Source organism: Paeniglutamicibacter sp. NPDC091659, assembly GCF_044756805.1.
GTDB lineage: Bacteria > Actinomycetota > Actinomycetes > Actinomycetales > Micrococcaceae > Paeniglutamicibacter.
Genome location: NZ_JBIVTO010000009.1, coordinates 50,249 through 67,770 on the forward strand (window position 1 = coordinate 50,249; position 17,522 = coordinate 67,770).

General features: G+C 64.8%; 17 protein-coding genes. 8 read left to right on the forward strand and 9 right to left on the reverse strand.

What is annotated here, in order from left to right; all coding sequences use genetic code 11:
* Nucleotides 1-71: 71 nt before the first annotated feature.
* Complete coding sequence (locus ACIQLF_RS15960; protein WP_400300426.1) at nucleotides 72-1,715, reverse strand: serine/threonine protein kinase; 1,644 nt, start codon at nucleotides 1,713-1,715, stop codon at nucleotides 72-74.
* Nucleotides 1,716-1,818: 103 nt separating this feature from the next.
* On the opposite strand from ACIQLF_RS15960, the gene lipB reads away from it, so the two are divergent.
* From lipB to ACIQLF_RS15975, 3 genes are read left to right on the forward strand one after another with little or no spacing between them, the layout of a single operon-like run.
* Nucleotides 1,819-2,499, forward strand: coding sequence for a lipoyl(octanoyl) transferase LipB (lipB, locus tag ACIQLF_RS15965; protein ID WP_400300429.1), 681 nt, complete (start codon nucleotides 1,819-1,821; stop codon nucleotides 2,497-2,499).
* Nucleotides 2,496-3,497, forward strand: coding sequence for a lipoyl synthase (gene lipA / locus ACIQLF_RS15970; protein ID WP_400300431.1), 1,002 nt, complete (start codon nucleotides 2,496-2,498; stop codon nucleotides 3,495-3,497). The genes lipB and lipA overlap by 4 nt, the downstream gene beginning before the upstream one ends.
* A 31-nt stretch (nucleotides 3,498-3,528) precedes the next feature.
* Nucleotides 3,529-4,281 carry a DUF4191 domain-containing protein gene (locus ACIQLF_RS15975; protein ID WP_400300434.1) on the forward strand — a complete coding sequence of 251 codons (753 nt, stop codon included), beginning with the start codon at nucleotides 3,529-3,531 and terminating at the stop codon, nucleotides 4,279-4,281.
* A 93-nt stretch (nucleotides 4,282-4,374) separates the two neighbouring features.
* On the opposite strand, the gene ACIQLF_RS15980 is transcribed toward ACIQLF_RS15975, so the two are convergent.
* Entirely contained in the window at nucleotides 4,375-4,809 is a 435-nt protein-coding gene (locus ACIQLF_RS15980) for an RDD family protein (protein ID WP_400300436.1), read from the reverse strand.
* 277 nt (nucleotides 4,810-5,086) lie between these two features.
* Between ACIQLF_RS15980 and glnA (ACIQLF_RS15985) the strand changes: the two genes are divergently transcribed.
* Nucleotides 5,087-6,511, forward strand: a complete 1,425-nt coding sequence (gene glnA, locus ACIQLF_RS15985) for a type I glutamate--ammonia ligase (protein WP_400300438.1) — start codon at nucleotides 5,087-5,089, stop codon at nucleotides 6,509-6,511.
* Between the two features lie 119 nt (nucleotides 6,512-6,630).
* Here the strand turns inward: glnA (ACIQLF_RS15985) and ACIQLF_RS15990 are convergent, their stop codons facing one another.
* The 4 genes from ACIQLF_RS15990 to glnA (ACIQLF_RS16005) form a co-directional block, all read right to left on the reverse strand.
* Nucleotides 6,631-6,873 carry a hypothetical protein gene (locus tag ACIQLF_RS15990; RefSeq protein WP_400300441.1) on the reverse strand — a complete coding sequence of 81 codons (243 nt, stop codon included), beginning with the start codon at nucleotides 6,871-6,873 and terminating at the stop codon, nucleotides 6,631-6,633.
* A gap of 21 nt (nucleotides 6,874-6,894) precedes the next feature.
* Nucleotides 6,895-7,224, reverse strand: coding sequence for a cupin (locus ACIQLF_RS15995; protein WP_400300443.1), 330 nt, complete (start codon nucleotides 7,222-7,224; stop codon nucleotides 6,895-6,897).
* Nucleotides 7,225-7,295: 71 nt separating this feature from the next.
* The gene (locus ACIQLF_RS16000; protein ID WP_400300445.1) at nucleotides 7,296-10,313 is read right to left on the reverse strand and encodes a bifunctional [glutamine synthetase] adenylyltransferase/[glutamine synthetase]-adenylyl-L-tyrosine phosphorylase; all 3,018 of its coding nucleotides are present in this window, start codon (nucleotides 10,311-10,313) and stop codon (nucleotides 7,296-7,298) included.
* Between the two features lie 9 nt (nucleotides 10,314-10,322).
* Nucleotides 10,323-11,663: a type I glutamate--ammonia ligase gene (gene glnA, locus ACIQLF_RS16005; RefSeq protein WP_387525741.1), complete on the reverse strand. Its 1,341-nt coding sequence runs from the start codon at nucleotides 11,661-11,663 to the stop codon at nucleotides 10,323-10,325.
* Between the two features lie 123 nt (nucleotides 11,664-11,786).
* Between glnA (ACIQLF_RS16005) and panB the strand changes: the two genes are divergently transcribed.
* A complete protein-coding gene (gene panB, locus ACIQLF_RS16010) occupies nucleotides 11,787-12,641 on the forward strand; it encodes a 3-methyl-2-oxobutanoate hydroxymethyltransferase (protein WP_400300448.1) in 855 nt (284 codons plus the stop codon).
* A gap of 3 nt (nucleotides 12,642-12,644) precedes the next feature.
* Here panB and ACIQLF_RS16015 read toward each other — a convergent pair whose 3' ends face one another.
* Nucleotides 12,645-12,842, reverse strand: a complete 198-nt coding sequence (locus tag ACIQLF_RS16015; protein WP_387525747.1) for an SPOR domain-containing protein — start codon at nucleotides 12,840-12,842, stop codon at nucleotides 12,645-12,647.
* A gap of 131 nt (nucleotides 12,843-12,973) precedes the next feature.
* Between ACIQLF_RS16015 and map the strand changes: the two genes are divergently transcribed.
* Entirely contained in the window at nucleotides 12,974-13,849 is an 876-nt protein-coding gene (gene map, locus ACIQLF_RS16020; RefSeq protein ID WP_400300451.1) for a type I methionyl aminopeptidase, read from the forward strand.
* Nucleotides 13,850-13,891: 42 nt separating this feature from the next.
* Nucleotides 13,892-14,689 carry a polyphosphate--glucose phosphotransferase gene (gene ppgK / locus ACIQLF_RS16025; protein WP_400300454.1) on the forward strand — a complete coding sequence of 266 codons (798 nt, stop codon included), beginning with the start codon at nucleotides 13,892-13,894 and terminating at the stop codon, nucleotides 14,687-14,689.
* Between the two features lie 77 nt (nucleotides 14,690-14,766).
* Here the strand turns inward: ppgK and nrdR are convergent, their stop codons facing one another.
* Nucleotides 14,767-15,255: a transcriptional regulator NrdR gene (nrdR, locus tag ACIQLF_RS16030; RefSeq protein WP_387525755.1), complete on the reverse strand. Its 489-nt coding sequence runs from the start codon at nucleotides 15,253-15,255 to the stop codon at nucleotides 14,767-14,769.
* Between the two features lie 139 nt (nucleotides 15,256-15,394).
* Nucleotides 15,395-16,759: a histidinol dehydrogenase gene (gene hisD / locus ACIQLF_RS16035; RefSeq protein ID WP_400300457.1), complete on the reverse strand. Its 1,365-nt coding sequence runs from the start codon at nucleotides 16,757-16,759 to the stop codon at nucleotides 15,395-15,397.
* A 162-nt stretch (nucleotides 16,760-16,921) separates the two neighbouring features.
* Between hisD and ACIQLF_RS16040 the strand changes: the two genes are divergently transcribed.
* Complete coding sequence (locus ACIQLF_RS16040; RefSeq protein ID WP_400300459.1) at nucleotides 16,922-17,419, forward strand: hypothetical protein; 498 nt, start codon at nucleotides 16,922-16,924, stop codon at nucleotides 17,417-17,419.
* The last annotated feature ends 103 nt before the right edge of the window (nucleotides 17,420-17,522 follow it).

Genomic DNA, 17,522 nt, shown 5'->3' on the forward strand with positions numbered 1-17,522 from the left:
CCACTAGCGGGTGTTTCTGGTGCGCGTGGATCCAATCTCGCGAACCAACGGCACCCGCTTTGCCATGTCCGTCACGGTTGGCCATTCGGCGTCAAATCGACATCCCAGATTTTCCAATTGCCCTTGTCCCGGCGCAGTTCAAGACGCACAGGCTGCCTCTCCAGCTCTTTTGCGGTGAAAACGGCTTTTCCTGAGCCGTCCACGTACCGGTAGCCGCTTTGCTTGCTGGTTGCTTCCACGAACGCACTGCCGTTTGTCCCGAGAGCAACAACGGATGCATCTTCCATTGACGTTTGCAGTGACTCAAGCTTCAACCCGTTTCGCTTCATCAGCGCGAGGATCTCGCCGTCGCGAGCCAGCGACGGGGAACCCGGCACGTGGATGTTCTTGAGCGCCCTTGCATCGGCACCCAACATGATTCGGTCCCGCCGCAACGTCAGGTCCGCTGCGGCCATGAGTATTTCGTCGCGTTCCCTTCCCGGTCCTGGACGAATTCCGCCTGATGCGGTCGGCACCGGTACGGCATCGACCGGGGACCCGATCTCGTGGGCATCGGCTTGGGAGACGCGGATGTCCATCGACTGGGCGAGAACAGCCCCGGATGCGACCACCATGATCCCGAGAAGACCGGCTATCACCAGTTTGCGCCTTCCGCTTTCCAGCGAATGTATCCGATGCCCCTGGGCCTCGCGTGTTCTCCCGCTTCTTTGACGGCGGAGGCGCGACTGGGTGTTCTCCCCCGCCAGCGTCGGAAAATCCGGAGGAGTGTGCGCTGGCTTTCGCCCACCCCTGTTGCGACCACGATCCCCTGGGACGACGGCGGCTTGATCCTTCCTCGTTTCGGACCTCTTGAACCGTGTGAGAGGGGTTCTTTTTCGAGACGACTGACGCGTGGTGACCATGTGTCTGAGCGCCTCCGGGTCAACTGCAGAACCGAACTCAACGGCGATCGGGTCACCAGCTGAAAAGATCCGTTGGGCGAACTGCCCTGCGCTGGGGCGCCGCAACGGATCGATTGCAAGACCGTCTTCAAGAAGGACCGCGAGATTGTCGTTTGCTTCCGGAACCATCGCCCCAATCGGGATTCTGCTTGTTGCCGGAGCCGGAGCCCGCCCGGTCAACAGGTACCACGTACATGCCGCCAACGCGTATACGTCGCGGGTGGGTTCAAGTTCACCGGGGTCGGCAACCCCTGCGACCTCCGGCGCGCAGAATCCGTTTGTTCCATAATCGTCAGGGGTTTCGCCCCGGATCGCGTGGGCTCCAAAGTCGCCTAGCTTTGGCTTCCCTTCGGCGGTGAAAAGGATGTTTCTTGGACTCACGTCGGCATGGGTCACTCCCTGCTCGTGAAGAAACTGCAGGGCCTCAGCAATCGGCGCAATCACCGTCAACACTTCGCCAACACTCAGCGGTCCGCGGGAAGCAACCACCGCCGCTGCGCTGCCTGCCGGGCAATACTCCATCAATATTCCCGGGCCAAGGGAGGAATCCACCATCCCGTATTCGTGCACCAAAAATTCATGACGCAGATTCAATTCACGGAATCCAATCCGTCGCAACGATTCGTCATATCCGATGATCTTTACGGCCAATTCCTCACCCGAACCGGTGTCCTGAATAACCCATACTGTTCCGTTTCCGCCTTGCCCCAGATACCGATTGGTGTCATATCCGGCAATTTGCGGTTGTTGCTGCGGTTCGTCATGCGTTTCCATGCATTAGTTCTACGCTTCATAGAAGAATTTGGTTTTTGTTATCCACAAGATCCCTGTCTTAGCGAATTCGAAGGCTGTCAACGATAGGCGTACCGTATTGGCCATGAGCATCAAATTCGAACGAATTGGCCTGGCTCCGGAGCTGGTCGATTATCGCGAGGCCTGGGAACTGCAACGGCGCGTTCACGAGGAAGTCACGCACGGAAATTCCGGTCCCGTGGTCTTCCTCCTGGAACACGAGGCAGTGTATACCGCGGGCCGCCTGACGGAACCCGAAGACCTGCCAGTGGACGGAACACCCGTCATTGACGTTGATCGGGGCGGAAAGCTGACCTGGCACGGCCCCGGCCAGCTCGTCGGATACGCAATCGTCCGCTTGCTGGACATGAAGGGCATCCGCGAGTACGTCTCGGTCCTCGAGGAAGCAATGATCAATGTATCCACCGGGTACGGCGTTCCCGCCACTCGCATCAAGGGCCGAAGTGGCGTGTGGGTGCTGGGCACCGATGGCGCCCAAGACCGCAAACTCGGCGCCATCGGCATCCGCGTGGACCATGGCGTCACCATGCATGGCTTTGCCTTCAACTGCTCCAACGACCTCTCCCCCTACGCACAAATCATCCCTTGTGGAATCACCGACGCCGGGGTCACAAACCTCAGCGAATTAACTGGAACCACCATCACTCCAGCCGATGTCATTGACCGTGTCGAGAAAGAACTCGAGGCCTTGCTGAGCCCCATCGTGTCGTTGACATCCACCACCCCAGAAGGAGCCAACCGATGACCGCTGCACCCGAGGGCCGCCGCCTGCTGCGTATTGAACAGCGCAACTCCGCAACGCCCGTTGAACGGAAACCGGCCTGGATCAAGGCCAAGGTCAACATCGGCCCCGAATACGTGGGGCTGAAGAAGCTCGTCAAGTCCGAGGGCCTGAACACCGTCTGCGAAGAAGCAGGCTGCCCGAACATCTTCGAATGCTGGGAAGACAAGGAAGCGACCTTCCTCATCGGCGGCTCCGAATGCACCCGCCGCTGCGATTTCTGCCAAATCGACACCGGCAAGCCGCAGGCCGTCGACCGTGCCGAGCCGTTCAAGGTCGCCATGAGCGTCAAGAAGATGGGCCTGCGCTACGCAACCGTCACGGGTGTCGCCCGCGACGACCTGGAGGATGAGGGAACCTGGCTCTACGCCGAGACAGTCCGCCGCATCCACCAGCTGAACCCAGGCACCGGCGTTGAACTGCTGATTCCCGATTTCTCCGGCAAACCGGAGTTCCTCGACGAAATCTGCGCCTCGGCTCCCGAGGTCTATGCCCACAACCTTGAGACGGTGCCTCGGCTCTTTAAGTCCATCCGCCCGGCCTTCCGTTATGAGCGCTCGCTTGACGTCATTACCCAGGGCCGTGCCAACGGGATGATCACCAAATCCAACCTGATCCTGGGCATGGGCGAGACCCGTGAAGAAGTCACCGAGGCCATCAAGGACCTCGTGGAGGCTGGCTGCGACTTGTTGACCATCACCCAGTACCTGCGCCCGACTGAGCGCCACCACCCGGTGGAACGTTGGGTCAAGCCGCAGGAGTTTGTGGAATTGCAGCAGGAAGCCGAAGAACTCGGCATGCTCGGAGTCATGAGCGGCCCGCTGGTTCGTTCCTCCTACCGCGCCGGACGACTGTGGGCCGGTGCCATGCGCAAGAAGGGCCTGCCAATTCCCGAAGCCCTGGCCCACATCGAAAGTTCCGGAGACACGCGGCAGGAGGCGTCCTCTCTGGTCGGCACATAGTCAGCTTTGCATCACGTAGAATTGAACCACTATGGCCAAAAACACCGATAATGCCTCGAGCGAGGCTGCAAGCCCAAAGCGTGGACTCTTTTCGCGCAAGCCAAAGGCCGAGAAGGCCACTAAGGAACCAGGCCGGCTGAAACAGCTGGGTCAGGTCTTCCAGATGACTCGAAAGAACGACCCGATGGTTGTTTGGCTGATGATCCTGGCGGCCCTTGGCGTTCTGGTGGTGGGCCTCATTGTTGGCCTGCTGATCAAGAACTGGATCACCGCGCTTCTCATCTCGATCCCGCTGGCATTGTTGGCTGCAACGATGATTCTTTCCCGCCGAGCCGAAAAGGCCGCGTTCAAGCAGCTCGAGGGACGTCCCGGCGCTGCCGGTGCGGCCATGAGTGTGCTTCGCCGTGGCTGGATCCTGAAGGACGAACCTGTCGCGGTCAACCCGCGCACCAAGGACCTGGTCTTCCTGGGTATCGGCCGCGCTGGCGTTGTACTCGTGACGGAGGGGCCGACCACGCGCGTTCGCACGCTGGTTGACGCCGAGCGCAAGCGCATGAACCGCGTTCTTCCCAACGTCCCGATCCACGTCATCAACGCCGGCAGCGACGAAGGACAGGTTCCTTTGGCCGAGGTTGGCAAGGCAATGAAGAAGCTTCCGAAGTCGATCACCAAGCTGGAAATCAGCGCCGTCGACAAGCGACTGAGCACCCTGGGTAGCGCTCGCTTGCCGATCCCCAAGGGAATCGACCCGAACCGGGCCCGCCCGGATCGCCGCGGACGCTAAAGAACAACACTCGTTAAATGCGTGAGGGGCTGGAACCAACTTGGTTCCAGCCCCTCACGCATTTAACTATTCCCAACCCGTCACAATGCCGAACTAGATACGTACGAGAATCGTCTTGCCCAGCCGGTCGTGGTAGCCGCGCTGATCGGAATCGCTCAGCAGCGGCGGGACGACCAGGCAGATCAGCAAGGTCCGAATGATTCCGGCCAGCGGCTTCACCGCGGTTCCGTCCATGCCCTGGACCTGCATCCCGAAGATTCGGTGGCCGATGGAGTGTCCGGTGACTCCGACGAAGAGCATTTGCGTGGCCGCAAAGATCACCAGGTTCGCCGTCGTGTCTCCCTTGAAGAAGATCAGCGATATCAGCATCGCGATTCCCCAGTCAACCAGCAGGGCGCCAACGCGCCTTCCGATCCTCGCGACGGAGCCCGGCCCGCTCTCGGGACGCCCGAGTCGCTTGCCTGGCCATTCCTGGTTACTCAGTTGCGGCGGGCCCTCGAGCCACGAGCCAAAATCTTTTCTTTCCACATCTACCAGACTACCGGGGCGCGCCAACTCGCGCTCCGGAGCCCCGTATTTCCAGGGCTTTCGGGTAAGCCACGCCACACTGCCAGCTGGCTATGTGATTCACTTCATGCACTTGAGGATGAAATCCTCTTCTGTGTAACGTACTTGAAACAATCGAGACACAGTAGAGTAACGGCAACGGTCTATGGTTGATAACGAAGGAAGGGGAGACTCGGTCTTCTCCCTTCCACGGCAACCCCAGCCGCACACCGATGAAACCACACAGGAGCCCCTGACAATGTTCAAGAGTCCAGAAGAAGTCATGGCATACATTGCCGAAGAAGACGTCAAGTTTGTCGATATCCGTTTCACGGATCTCCCCGGCGTTCAGCAGCACTTCAACGTTCCGGCCCGCACGGTCGACGCTGACTTCTTCCTCAACGGCCAGCTCTTCGACGGTTCCTCGATCCGCGGATTCGCCGGCATCGCCGACTCCGACATGCAGCTGATCCCGGACGTGACTTCCGGTTTCGTCGATCCGTTCCGTCTGGAAAAGACCCTCGCGTTCAACTTCTCGATCGTGAACCCGCGCACCGGTGAGCCTTACCACCGCGACCCGCGCGGCGTGGCCGAGCGCGCCGAGGCCTACCTGACCTCCACCGGCATTGCCGACACCGCATTCTTCGCACCCGAAGCCGAATTCTTCATCTTCGACAACGTGCAGTACGAATCCAAGCCGCAGGGCTCCTTCTACAAGGTCGATTCCATCGAGGCTCCGTGGAACACCGGCAAGAAGGAAGAGGGCGGCAACCAGGGCTACAAGACCCCCTTCAAGGGCGGTTACTTCCCGGTCTCCCCGACCGACAAGCAGGCAGACCTGCGCGACGCCATCTGCCTTGAGCTCGAGGCCGCTGGCCTTGAAGTCGAGCGCAGCCACCACGAGGTGGGCGCCGCCGGCCAGGCAGAGATCAACTACAAGTTCAACACGCTGACCCACTCGGCCGATGACATCTTGAAGTTCAAGTACATCGTCAAGAACGTGGCCGATGCCTGGGGCAAGTCCGCAACCTTCATGCCGAAGCCGATCTTCGGCGACAACGGCTCGGGCATGCACTGCCACCAGTCGCTCTGGGCCAACGGCATTCCGCTGTTCTACGACGAGAAGGGCTACGCCGGCCTCTCGGACATGGCTCGCTGGTACATCGGCGGCCTGCTGAAGCACGCCTCGGCCGTGTTGGCCTTCACCAACCCGACCGTGAACTCCTACCGCCGCCTGGTCAAGGGCTTCGAAGCCCCGGTCAACATGGTTTACTCGCAGGGCAACCGCTCCGCCGGCATCCGCATCCCGATCACCGGATCGAACCCGAAGGCCAAGCGCATCGAATTCCGCGCACCGGATGCGGCATCGAACCCGTACCTGGCATTCGCCGCACAGTTGATGGCAGGCCTCGACGGCATCAAGAACCGCATCGAGCCCGCAGACCCGATCGACAAGGACCTCTACGAGCTCCCGGCCGAGGAAGCCAAGGACATCCAGGTTGCCCCGAGCTCGCTCGAAGAAGCCCTGCTGGCCCTCGAAAACGACTTCGACTTCCTGCTTGAGGGCGACGTCTTCACCGAGGACCTGATCCGCACCTGGATCGAATACAAGCGCGAACACGAAATCAAGCCGCTGTCGCTGCGCCCGAACCCGTACGAGTTCGAGCTGTACTACGGCTGCTAGTCAGCCCACTGTGACAACCGGGCCCTAGCCCGCACCAAAGGGAGCCAACGACACATGTCGTTGGCTCCCTTTAGTTGTCTCAAGTTCGATATGTCAGGTGTTTCCTGTCCCGGCGGCAATCAGCCGAACATGACGATGCCGTCGGTTCCGCCCAGCCTGTCGACCTCGCCCAGGAAACGCTTCCCCTCGACCCAGGCATAGCCCGCCGGCGAGAACTCGCGCAGGATCATCAGCTCGCCGCCCGCCGGCTTCACGAGTATGGCCAGGGTTCCGTTCCCGAGGATCTTGTAGGCGACCTGGGCGCCGTCCTCGTCATCGTTCCTGTACATCCCGCCGGACGCCAGCGCAACGACCACAGACATCGCGATACCCCCGGAACCCGGCTAGCCCGCGATGGTGGTCAGCAGGAACGAGCTGTCCGCGTCGGCCAGCACGTCGTGGAGCGCATCGGGCAGCACGAACAGCCCGCCGTGGGCAATGGCCGTGGACTGCCCCTCCCAGCTGACGACGATGCTGCCGCGCAGCACCAGCAGCGTCGCGGACTCCGGCTTGGGGTGCTCGTTCAGGCTCGATCCGGCGGTCAGCGTGATCAGGGTGTGGCGCAGCCTCCCGTCGTTGAGCACCGCCACGGCGCTGCGCCCGTTGGACGAGGCAGCGGCCTTGGCCGCCTCGCGCTCGACCAGGTCATCCATTTCGGCTCGGGTGATGTGCATGGCAGGGGTGCCTACCTTTCGAAGTGACGGCAACGGGTGCTGCTACTTACTATGCCCCGGGTTGCGGCGTTTTAGTCCTCGAAGGCGTAAAAATGTCGCTCAAAAACCTGCCGCGCACGCCGGGTGGCCTTGAGGTAGTCGTCCTCCATCACCGCGGCCTCCCCCGGCGAGTAGCCGCACCAGCGTGCGACGGCTTCCATGTCCCGCCAGGAATGCGGCAGCACGTCGGTCACCCGGCCGGTGCAGATCACCCCCGCGCTGCGGATCCTGGTGGCCAGGGCCCAGGCGTGGTCGAGGATCTGGACGTCCTCCGCCGGGATGATGCCGGCCTCGGCGATCGCCTGCAGCGCGGGCCGCGTCGAGGTGGTGCGCAGCGCGGGCATGGTTGCCGCATGCTGCAGCTGGATGAGCTGGACCAGCCATTCGACGTCGCTGAGCGAGCCGCGGCCCAGCTTGAGGTGGCGTGCGGGGTCGGCACCGCGCGGCAGCCGCTCGGCCTCCACCCGGGCCTTGATCCGGCGGATCTCCCGGACCTGCTCCTCCCCGATCGGCTCACCGTAGCGCACCTCGTCGGCCAGGGCCATGAAGTCCGCGGCCAGCTCGTCGGCACCGGCCATGGGCGCGGCACGCAGCAAGGCCTGGCGTTCCCAGACATGGACCCACCGCTTGTAGTACTCCTGGTAGGCGTCGAACGAACGCACCAGCGGGCCGCTCTGGCCCTCGGGGCGCAGCTTCGCGTCGACCTCGAGCCGCGGCTCGGCCTGGATCGCCGGGGTCATGGGCTTGGCCAGGAACGAACCGAGCGAGGTGACGATGCGCAGCGCCTGCTCCTGGGCGGCCTGAGGGTCCGCCCCCTCGAGGGGCCGCTGCACGAACATGACATCGGCGTCCGAGCAGTAGCCGATCTCGCGGCCGCCCTGGCGCCCCATGGCGACAACCAGCACCTCGCACAGCTGCGCTGTCGTCTCGTACTCGAGGTTTTGCGCGACCCGCAGGGTGCCGAGCACCGCGGCGCGGTCGTTGTCCGCCAGCGCGCGGCCCACCCCGTCCTGGTCGATGACCTCGGCGCCGTCTGCCAGCGCGATGCGCAGCATCTCTCGCCGGCGGATCACCCGGATGAGGCGGATGGCCGGGTCGGTGCCGAGGTTGCGCTTGAGCTTGGAGGAGATCTCCGCCCACAGGGCCTCGAAGGTCAATGGCTGCAGGTCCTTGTCGGAACCCAGCCAGGCCGTCGACTCCGGGGAAACCTCCAACAGGTCGGTGATGAACCGGGAGTTGGACAGGATCTTGCACAGCCTTTCGGCCGCCGCGTTCGAGTCGCGCAGCATGCCAAGGTACCAGTGGGACTCCCCCAGCGATTCGCTCAGGCGCCTGAAGCCCAGCAGCCCGGCGTCGGGGTCAACGCCCTCGGCGATCCAGCCCAGCAGCACCGGCAGCAGCTGGCGTTGCAGCGCGGCGCGGCGCCGGACCCCGCCGGTGAGCGCGTCGATGTGGCGCATCGCGGCCTTCGGGTCGACGTAGCCCAGGGCGCGCAGCCGGGCCTGCGCCGCCTCCGGGCTCAGGCGGACCTCGTCGCGGGAGAGGTTGGCGGAGGTGCTCAGCAGCGGGCGGTAGAAGATCCGCTCATGCAGCTTGCGGACCTCGCGTTTGGTCTCCCCCCAGCGCTCCAGCAGCTTCGCGGCGGTGGCAAGTTCCACGCCCAGCATCGAGCGCACCCCGCGGGCAAGCACCCGCTGGCCCGACTCACGTTGCGGCATCAGGTGCGTGCGGCGCAGGTTGACAAGCTGGATGCGGTGCTCGAGCACGCGCAGGAACCGGTAGGACCCGTCGAAGCTCTCCGCGTCTTCGCGGCCGATGTAGCCGGCCCGACTCAACGCGCCGATGGCGGTGGTGGTGGTGCGCACGCGCAGGGACTCGTCGACCCGGCCGTGAACCAGCTGCAGCAGCTGGACGGTGAACTCCACGTCCCGCAGGCCGCCTGGGCCCAGCTTGAGCTGGCGCGAGAGTTCCTCGGGCTTGATGTTGGCGGTGACGCGGCGGCGCATGCCCTGCACCGATTCGACGAAGCCCGCCCGTTCCGAGGAGGACCAGATCAGCGGCGCTGCCATGGCCTCGTAGTCGGCGCCCAGCGCGGCGTCGCCGGCGATGGCGCGGGCCTTGAGCAGCGCCTGAAATTCCCAGGAGGCGGCCCAGCGCTTGTAGTAGGCGGCGTGGGATTCGAGCGTGCGCGAGAGCGCGCCGTCCTTGCCCTCGGGGCGCAGGTTTGCATCGACCTCCCACAGGCCGGGCTCCGGCCCCGTGGAATCGATGGCGCGGGAGATGCCCGCCGCCAGCACCGCGGCAATGCCCGAGGCGAGCTGCTCGTCGAGCCCGTCGCTCGCGTGCACGTAGATGACATCGACGTCGGAGACGTAGTTCAGTTCGCGGGCGCCGCACTTGCCCATGCCGATCACGGCCAGCCGCACGGCCGCGACGTCCTGCGCGGCAAAGCGCTCGACCGCCTCGGTCCGGCTGATGGCCAGCGCGGCCTCGATGGCCGCGGCGGCAAGGTCGGCGAGCTCGCGGCCCACCACCGGCATCGCATCCAGCGCGTTGGCCGCACCGAGGTCGCGGTGCGCCAGCGACAGCAGCGCCCCGCGGTAGGCGACACGCAGCGCCCGGTAGCCCTCGGGCCCGGTCAGCGTGGCCGTCGGCGCGGCGGCCGATCCCGGGTCCGCGCCGACGGCCAGCAGGAGTTGTTCCCGCAGGTCTTCGGCGGCGCATCCCTTGATTTGGGCGTCGGGCACCTGCTCGAAGACGGCCAGCGCCCCGGGCTCCCGGACCATGAAGCCGGCCAGGGCGTCGGAGGCGCCGAGCACGCGCAACAGGCCAGGGGCCGTGCGCGGGTTACGCACCAGCGCCACCGCGGCCGGGGCGTGCGGGATCAACCTGACCAGTGACAGCAAGGCCAGGTCGGGGTCCGCGGCGTTGGCCAGGTTCCCGACGAGTTCCTTGAGGTCGACCCCGGAGAGTTCCTCGGCCGCCAGGAACCGCTTGGCACGTTCGAGGTCGTCAAAGCCGGCGGAGATGAGCCGCCGCGTGGGATTCACGAATGGCCCCTAGAGGATCCCGAGGTAGCGGCGCAGCTCGAACGGGCTCACGTTCTGCCGGTACGCTTCCCACTCGTCGCGCTTGTTGCGCAGGAAGGAGTTGAAGACCTGCTCGCCGAGGATGTCGGCGACCAGCTCGGATTCCTCCATGGCGCGGATCGCATCGTGCAGCGAACCGGGCAGCGGGTCGTGGCCGGACGCGCGGCGTTCGGCGCTGCTCAGGCCCCAGACGTCGTCCTCGGCCTGTGGCTCGAGTTCGTAGCCCTCCTGGATGCCCTTCAGGCCGGCACCGAGCAGGCACGCGTAGGCCAGGTACGGGTTGGTGGCCGAGTCGATGCCGCGGTATTCCACGCGCGCGCTCTGCCCCTTGCCCGGCTTGTACAGCGGGACGCGGACCAACGCCGAGCGGTTGTTGTGTCCCCAGGACCTGTGGCTCGGGGCCTCGCCGCCGCCCCACAGTCGCTTGTAGGAGTTCACGAACTGGTTGGTCACCGCCGTGAATTCCGGCGCGTGGCGCAGGATGCCCGCGATGAACTGGCGTGCGGTGTCCGAGAGCTGGAATTCGCGCCCGGCCTCGAAGAAGGCGTTGGTGTCGCCCTCGAAGAGGGAGAAGTGGGTGTGCATGCCGGAGCCCGGTTCGTCGGAGAACGGCTTGGGCATGAAGGTCGCGTAAATGCCCTGCTGGATCGCCACCTCCTTGATGACTGTGCGGAAGGTCATCACGTTGTCGGCCGTCTGCAGGGCATCGGCGTAGCGCAGGTCGATTTCGTTCTGGCCCGGGCCGTTCTCGTGGTGGGAGAACTCAACGGAGATGCCAACGGCCTCGAGCATGGTCACGGCGGTGCGCCGGAAGTCCTGTGCAACGCCGCCGGTGACGTGGTCGAAGTAGCCGCCGCGGTCGACCGGCACCGGGTAGCCGTCGGCACCGATCTCCGAGGACTTGAGCAGGTAGAACTCGATCTCGGGGTGGGTGTAGCAGGTGAAGCCCATCTCGGAGGCCACGGCCAGCTGGCGCTTGAGCACGTGGCGGGAGTCTGCGGCAGCCGGCAGTCCGTCCGGGGTGAGGATGTCGCAGAACATGCGGGAGGTGGGTTCGGTCTCCCCGCGCCAGGGCAGGATCTGGAAGGTGGCCGGATCCGGCTGCAGGAGCATGTCGGATTCGTATATGCGTGATAGCCCCTCGATGGAGGACCCATCGAAGCCCAGGCCCTCCTCGAAGGCTCCCTCGACCTCAGCCGGGGCCAGGGCCACCGACTTCAGCGAACCCACCACATCGGTGAACCACAGGCGAACAAAGCGCACGTCGCGCTCTTCGATGGTTCGGAGGACGAATTCCTGCTGGCGATCCACGGCGGGTTCCTTCCACAACGGCTTGAAAATTGGGGCGGAAAGTGCCGCCTCCATCACTTTATACGGTTTTCGCTACATGACACGGTGCTACGTGTTCGGGCATTGTGCATTAGTCTCTTGCCCATGAGTGCTCATCCCCCAGTCCCCGCAAACACCACGTCCGCCGCGCAGGCCCCGGGCGGCCGCGTCCGCGTCCACCACCTGCAAAAGGCCAAGGCCGAGGGGCGCAAGTTTGCGATGCTCACCGCATACGACACCATGATGGCCGGCATCTTCGACGAGGCCGGGATCGAGGTCCTGCTGGTCGGGGATTCCGCCGCCAACACCGTCGTGGGCTACTCCTCCACCCTGCCGATCACCCTCGACGAGATGGTCGTCTTTGCGAAGGCCGTGACCTCGGGTGTCAGGCGCGCCCTGGTGGTCTGCGACCTTCCGTTCGGTTCTTACGAGGTCTCCCCCGAACAGGCCGTAACCTCGGCCGTGCGCCTGATGAAGGAGGGCGGGGTGCATGCCGTGAAGATCGAGGGCGGCACCTACTTTGCGCCGCACGTGCGGGCCATGGTTGCCGCGGGCATTCCGGTGATGGCACACATTGGCTTCACCCCGCAGTCGGAGCACGCACTGGGCGGCTACCGGGTCCAGGGGCGCGGGGACGCCGCGGGTGCACTGATCGCCGACGCCCAGGCGTTGGAAGCCGCCGGCGCCTTCGCCGTCCTGATGGAAATGGTTCCCACCGAGACCGCCCGCCGCGTCGACGAGGCACTGCACGTGCCAACGGTCGGCATCGGAGCGGGCCCCGTCACCACCGGCCAGGTCCTGGTGTGGCAAGACATGCTCGGGCTGGGCGGCGGCAAGAGCGCACGCTTTGTGAAGAAATATGCCGACCTGCGCTCCGTCGTTTCGCAGGCCGCCACCGCCTACCATCAGGACGTCGTTTCCGGTACGTTCCCGGCGCCCGAGCACGAGTTCGAGAACTAGAGGCTAGTCTTCATCCTCGGCCGCGTCTTCCGCGTCCCATTGTTCGTTGCGCTCGCGCACCTTGGTCATGGCCTGCTCGGCCTCGGCGCGCGAGTTGTAGGGCCCCAGCAGTTGCGACCAGTCCGCCTGCGGCCCGGATTCGACCTGCCCCGTCACGATGTTGAACCAGTATTCGCCCTCACCCGGGAGTTCCTTGCTCATCTGGTTGTCCGCCTTCCTTTGGCTCTGTTTTGCGTGGCTAATGCCCACCATACAGCCCCGGGTCGGGCGGCCGAACGGTCCGCAACCGACCCATGCGCCCGCGGCTTGGGTGCACGGCTAGAATAGGCGTTATGCCTCTTGCGTCAACAGCACCTGTCGGGACCCTGAAACCCGGCGTCCAGACCCCACAGCGCCCCGTCCCCGCCTCGATCCAGCGCCCCGAATACGTCGGCCGCCCGGCGCCGCGGAAGTCCGATTCCTCGGAAATCCGCAGCCCCGAGGTCATCGCCAAGATGCGCATCGCCTCGAAGATCGCGGCGCAGGCGCTGGCCGAGGTCGGCAAGGCGGTGGTTCCCGGCGTGACAACCGACGAGCTGGACCGCATCGGGCACGAGTTCCTGCTCGACCACAACGCCTACCCCTCCACGCTGGGCTACCGCGGCTTCCCCAAGTCCCTGTGCGCATCGATCAACGAGGTCATCTGCCACGGCATCCCGGACAGCACCGTGGTCGAGGATGGCGACATCATCAACATCGACATCACGGCCTTCATCGGCGGGGTCCACGGCGACACCAATGCCATGTTCATGGCCGGGGACGTCGACGAGGAATCGAGCCTGCTGGTGAAACGCACCGAGGAGTCCCTGCGCCGCGCCATCAAGTCGGTCATGCCGGGCCGCGAAATAAACGTCATAGGCCGCACAATTTCGGCATACGCGAAAAGATTCGGTTATGGTGTGGTTCGGGACTTTACCGGCCATGGCGTCGGGGAATCCTTCCACACCGGGCTGATCATCCCGCATTACGATGCGGCGCCGGCCTACAACCGGCTGATCGAGCCGGGCATGACGTTCACCATCGAGCCCATGCTGACCCTGGGAACCATCGAATGGGACATGTGGGAGGACGGCTGGACGGCCACCACCAAGGACCGCAAACGCACCGCACAGTTTGAACACACTCTGCTCGTCAATGAGGACGGCGCCGAAATCCTCACCCTGCCTTAACGGCAGGACCTTTCCCGCACGAGAGAGAACCCGAGTATAAGCATGTCTAAAAGCGTGAAGAAGCAAACCACGGTCGCCATCGGCATCGACATCGGCGGCACCGGCATCAAGGGCGGCATTGTCGACCTGACACGGGGCAAGTTGATTGGCGACCGTTTCCGGATCGACACCCCCAAGCCGGCGACTCCGGCCGCGGTCGCGGAGGTCGTGGCCCAGATCGTCGAGGAGCTTTCCTCCCGCGAGGGTGCGCCGGCCATCGACGCCCCGGTGGGCGTCACTTTCCCGGCGATCATCCACCAGGGGGTGGCCCGTTCGGCCGCCAACGTGGACAAGTCCTGGATCGGCACGGATGTCGATTCGCTGCTGACCGAGCGTCTGGGACGCCCGGTCCACGTCATGAACGACGCGGACGCAGCCGGCCTGGCCGAGGTCCGCTACGGCGCCGGCAAGGGCGTCGACGGAACCGTCCTGCTCATCACCCTGGGCACCGGCATCGGCTCGGCCCTGATCCACAACGGCGTGCTGGTACCGAACGTCGAACTGGGCCACCTGGAAATCGACTCGGCCGTTGCCGAGACCAAGGCTTCGGCCTCGGCGCGCGAACGCGACGACCTGTCCTGGGACGAGTACGCGGAGCGCCTGCAGCGCTTCTTCACCCACGTCGAGTTCCTGCTCTCCCCCAACTTGTTCGTGATCGGTGGCGGCATCTCCAAGCGGGCCGACGACTACCTTCCGAAGATTTCGGTCAATGCCCCGATGGTTGTCGCGTCCTCGAAGAACAACGCGGGAATCGTCGGTTCGGCCCTGCAATCGGTGATTTCCGAGCAGCTCGCCAGCTGACGCTGCATACACTAAACGGGTGGCGTTCCCGGGCTTCTGCCCCGGAACGCCACCCGTTTTTGGTGGTCCAGTTTATGCTATTTGGCGCTTAGCGGGCGCTGCTTGCCCGTCGGACGTTCTTCGCGTTCGCGCCGCAGCTTGTCGATGGCCTGCTCGAAATCCTCAAGCGATTCAAAGCCCTGGTAGACGCTGGCGAACCGCAGGTAGGCCACCTCGTCCAGGCGCTGGAGCGGCGCCAGGATGGCGAGCCCCACCTGGTGTGCATCGATTTCCGCGGCGCCGCTGGAGCGCACGGTTTCCTCGACCTCCTGGGCAAGGACCGCCAAGTCGTCGTCGGTGACGGGACGGCCCTGGCAGGCCTTGCGCACGCCGTTGATGACCTTGGCCCGGCTGAACGGTTCGGCGACGCCCGAACGCTTGAGGACGTTCAGGCTGGTGGTTTCGGCGGTGGTGAACCTGCGCCCGCAGGCTGCGCATTGGCGGCGGCGGCGAATTGCGGTGCCGTCGTCGGTGAGCCGGCTATCTACGACACGCGAATCGGTATGCCGGCAATATGGGCAGTACACGGCACTCCTTCTTTGGGGTCTTTGGCGAAACACATGGGTGCTCCGCTTCAGTTTAGAACCACATATAGCCTAATCACAACATTGTCATTACCACATGTAGTGGCTTGCGTCACTTTGGCGCGCTGACGGCCGATGGTTTTCAGGCGTTGTCGAAACGAATCGCGACGGCGTCGCCGTGCGCGGGCAGGTCTTCGGCGTTCGCCAGGGCAATCACGTGCCCGGCCACCTCGCTCAGCGCGGCGCGGTCGTAGTCGATGACCTGGATTGCTTTCAGGAACGTGTTCACGTTCAGGCCCGAGGCGAATGCCGCGGTTCCGCTGGTCGGCAGCACGTGGTTGGACCCGGCGCAGTAGTCCCCGAGGCTCACCGGTGAGTGCGAACCGACGAAGACGGCACCGGCGGCGGTGATGCGCCCGGCAACGACGGCGGCATCCTGCGTGTGGATTTCCAGGTGCTCGGCGGCGTACACATTGCACACGGCGATGCCGGATTCCAGGTCATCGACCAGGATCACCGCAGACTGGTTTCCGCCCAGGGCAACCCGCACGCGCTCGGAGTGCTTGGTGGTGGTGCACTGGGTTTCCAGTGCCTCGCGCACGGACTGCGCCAGTTCAGGGGAATCCGTGACAAGCACGGCCGCGGCGTTCGGGTCGTGCTCGGCCTGGGAAATCATGTCCGCCGCGATGTAGCCGGGGTTTGCCGTGGCATCGGCCAGGATCGCGATTTCGGTGGGTCCCGCCTCGGCGTCGATTCCGACAACGCCCTTGACCAGGCGCTTGGCGGTTGCGACAAAGAGGTTGCCGGGTCCGGTGACAACGTCGACCGGCTCGATGGCCAGTGCCGCGTCCTCTCCCTCGGCAACCGGCACGCCGTAGGCGAGGGCCGCGATGGCCTGGGCCCCGCCCATGGCGTGGATTTCCTCGACACCCAGCAGCTGTGCGGCGGCCAGGATGGTGGGGTGCGGCAGCCCGCCGAATTCCTTCTGCGGCGGCGAGGCGATGGCCAGCGAGCCGACACCCGCGGCCAGGGCGGGAACCGCGTTCATGATCACGGAGCTGGGGTACACGGCCAGGCCGCCGGGAACATACAGGCCCACGCGACGCACGGGAACCCAGCGCTGGGTCACCGTCGCACCGGTGGCGTAGCGGACCTCGCTGTCCCCCGGAACCTGCTCCGCGGCAAAGACGCGGGCACGTGCGATGGATTCCTCGAGCCCGGCCCGGACCTTCGGGTCCAGCTCCTCCAGGGCGCGGACCATGGCCTCGGCCGGGACCCGGGTGTGGGTCTGGGTGACGCCGTCGAAGCGTTCTGCCAGGTCGCTCAGGGCGGCGAAGCCCTCGGTGCGCACCCGGGTAATGATGCCCTCGACGGCCTCGGCGGCCGTGGCGAAGTTCAGCTCGGGGCGAGGCAGCACCGCCTTGAGGCTCGCATGGTCCAACGCGGCACCCCGCAGATCTAGGTCTTGGAGCGCGGAAAAGGTCTGGGGGCTGGCGTTGCTAGTCACCGCACCAGTTTATAGGGTCGGCGGGCCGGCACCGCGAAAAGCGCGTAGCCTCCCACTTAACAATCAAAACGACGGTCCCCGTGTTCAGGCAGGCTTCCCCCGGCGTGCCCCGGTGCCATAGTCTGCAACCAGCACAAACCCACACATCGGAAGGGGAACCATATGCCACAGCCACATGGCGGATTCGAGCCGTCGCCGACCGGACTGCGCATCGTGATCGAACGCGAGGTCGCGTTCGGCCTGGAGGAAATCTGGGACGCATTCACCACCCCGAAGGGCCTCGAGCCCTGGGTGGGAATCCTGCGCGGAAGCCGCGAAGCGGACGACCTGCAGTTCTCCATGGTCGAGGGCGGACAGGAGGCGTCGCCCGCGAACCTGGTGATCCACCGCTGCCGGGCACCGCACGAACTGTCCTTCACCACGGACAGCGAATACGGCGCGTGGAACCTCGGGCTCGAACTGTCCCGGCAGGACGGGGTGAGCACGATCCGTTTCATCCAGGACCTCGGCATGACCGACGATCCGAGCACCATCGGGCCGGGCTGGGAATACTACGTCCAGCGGGCGATCGTTTCGCTGGAGGGCGGCGATGTCGAGTCGGTCAAGTGGGACGACTACTACCCCGCGCTGGCCCCGGCATACACGAGGGCCTCCGAATAGGTTCCTGCCTTCGGCGGAGGGAAAACCCATGGCAGAGGCCCACGGCGGCGTCGAGTTTTGATTATGCACCGGTGGGCAGCGAATCGCCATCGAGCTTGATGCA